Source organism: Nocardia sp. PLKS1-43 (assembly GCF_059510335.1).
This window is the reverse complement of the sequence record NZ_JCAJZQ010000038.1, coordinates 1-2,377: the sequence shown is the minus strand read 5'-3', so window position 1 is coordinate 2,377 and position 2,377 is coordinate 1. Positions and strand designations below refer to the sequence as shown.

The 2,377-nt window shown below is 69.5% G+C and carries 1 protein-coding gene; it reads right to left on the bottom strand.

The window, feature by feature from the left end:
• Positions 1–2,377, bottom strand: a 2,377-nt coding sequence (locus AC5WS7_RS40530; RefSeq protein WP_495959975.1) for an SDR family NAD(P)-dependent oxidoreductase, incomplete at both ends; no start/stop codon positions are given.

Below are 2,377 nucleotides of genomic sequence, written 5' to 3'. Positions count from 1 at the left end.
TCCGGACACCACTTCGCCGCCGCCGAACACCAACTCCCACAAGTCGTCCGGGGACTCGACACCGCCCGGAAACCGGCATCCCGAACCCACGATGGCGATCGGCTCGTCCACGACCGGACCAGGCGGCGCGTCTCGCCGCTCCTGATCCCGCACTCCCATGATCTCCGCCCGCAGGTGCCGGGCGAGCGCGGCGGGAGTCGGATAGTCGAAGATGAGCGTGGAAGACAAGGCCAGCCCGGTCGCGGCCGCGAGCCGGTTGCCGAATTCGACCGCCGTCAGTGATCGGAACCCCAAGTCCTGGAAGGCGGTATCCGGGTCGATATCGTCCGGGCCGTCGTGACCGAGGACGACGGCGGTGTGCGACCTGATCGTCCGCAGCAACACGGCATGCTGCTCGTCCTCGGCCGATTCGCGCAAACGCCGCACGAGCACCGAGTCCGCGTCGTCGGCCGAGCGCTGCGACGGCTCGCGGATCAGATCCGCGAACGACGGCGCGAGGACACCCGCGCCGGCCTGGGCACGGATCCCGGCGACATCGAGGTGCGCCGGTGCCAGACACGCTCGATCGATAGTCATTGCGGCGTCGAACAATTCGACCGCTTCCCGCGACGACATCGGCACCAGCCCGCTGCGGCTCATCCGGGCCCGGTCCTCGGCGCGGAGTCGGCCGGTCATGCCGCTCGCCTGAGCCCACAGGCCCCACGCCAGCGACAACGCCGGCGAGCCCTGTGCTCGGCGGTGGGCCGCCAGGCCGTCCAGAAACGCGTTCGCGGCGGCGTAATTGCCCTGGCCCGGCGAGCCGACTGTGCCCGCCAGAGATGAGAACAGCACGAACACCGGGAGATTCATGTCGCGGGTCAACTCGTGCAGATGCCAAGCGCCGTCGACCTTCGCGCGCAGGACCGGATCGGTACGTTCGGCGGTCAGCGAACCGATCACCGCATCGTCGAGTACACCGGCAGCGTGGATCACCGCGGTCAAGGGCGCCTGTACGGGCACGTCGGCCAGCAAGCGCGCCAACGCGTCCCGATCGGCCACGTCGCACGCCGCCACCCGCACCCGCGCACCCGCGGCGGTCAACTCCGCGACGAGTTCGGGCGCGCCGTCGGCGTCCGCGCCGCGGCGGCTCACGAGCAGCAGATTCCGCGCGCCGTGCCCGGCCACCAGATGCCGTGCCAGCACGGCACCGGCCATACCCGTGCCGCCGGTGATCAGTACGGTGCCCGCTGGGTCGAATTTCGGTGCCGTCGCGCTGATTTGGTCGAGCACCGGGGCCAGGCGCGCCTTGTGGGCGATTCCGGAGCGGAGCATGACCTGTGGTTCCGCTGCCGCCAGGATCGCGGCCGCATCGATTTCGGAGTCGGTGTCCGCCAGAATGATTCGGCCGGGGTGTTCCGCCTGCGCCGCCCGGATCAGACCCCATACCGCCGCCCCGGCCAGATCGGTGACGTCCGCACCGGGCAAACCGATCGCTCCGTGCGTCACGACTACCAACGGGCACGAAAGCTCCTGCGCCAGCGCCGATTGCACTACTCCGAGTACGCGGTGAACCGCGTCGTAGACATCGGGCACCACGTCGCCGCCCGAGCCACGCACGTCCAGCACCAGCGCATCAGGCCGGGCCCCGTCCTGGGCGGCCCCGGCATCCCAGGCCCGCACCGCCAATTCCGCGGAACGGTCCGGCACCGGGTGGGCCGGTGACCATTCCAGCTCGAACAGGTTGTCCGCTCCGGGCCCGGTGAGCGCGGAATCGGACCGATCGATCGCACCCGGTAGCACCGATCCGGCGCCGCCACCGGGCAACCAGTACCGTCGCCGTTGAAAGGCATACGACGGCAAGGGGACTCGGCGCGGCGCGGACCCGGCGAATACCGCATTCCAATCCACCGCCACACCACGCACGTAGGCCTGGGCGGCGGAGATCAGGAACCGGTCGAGCCCGCCCTCGCCACGCCCCAGCGACGGAACGACCGCGGCGCCACCGTCGTCGACGCTCTCGGCGACCGTGTCCTGGACGCCACCGATCAACACCGGATGCGGACTCGACTCGACGAACACCCGATAGCCGTGTCCGCACGCCGCCCGCACCGCGGCCTCGAACTCCACCGTCTGCCGAAGGTTGCGGTACCAGTACTCACCGTCCAGAACCGCTGTATCGCAAATACTTCCGGTCACCGTGGAGAAGAACTCGACCTCCGACGAGCGTGGCGTGATCTCCGACAGCACCTCGATCAGCTCGTCCCGGATGGACTCGACCCGACTCGAATGCGAGGCGTAATCCACATCGATGCGACGTGCACGGATTCCGCGACTTTCGCACTCCGCCAACAATTCTCCCAGCGCTGCCGGACTACCCGACACCACCACCGCCGAACGG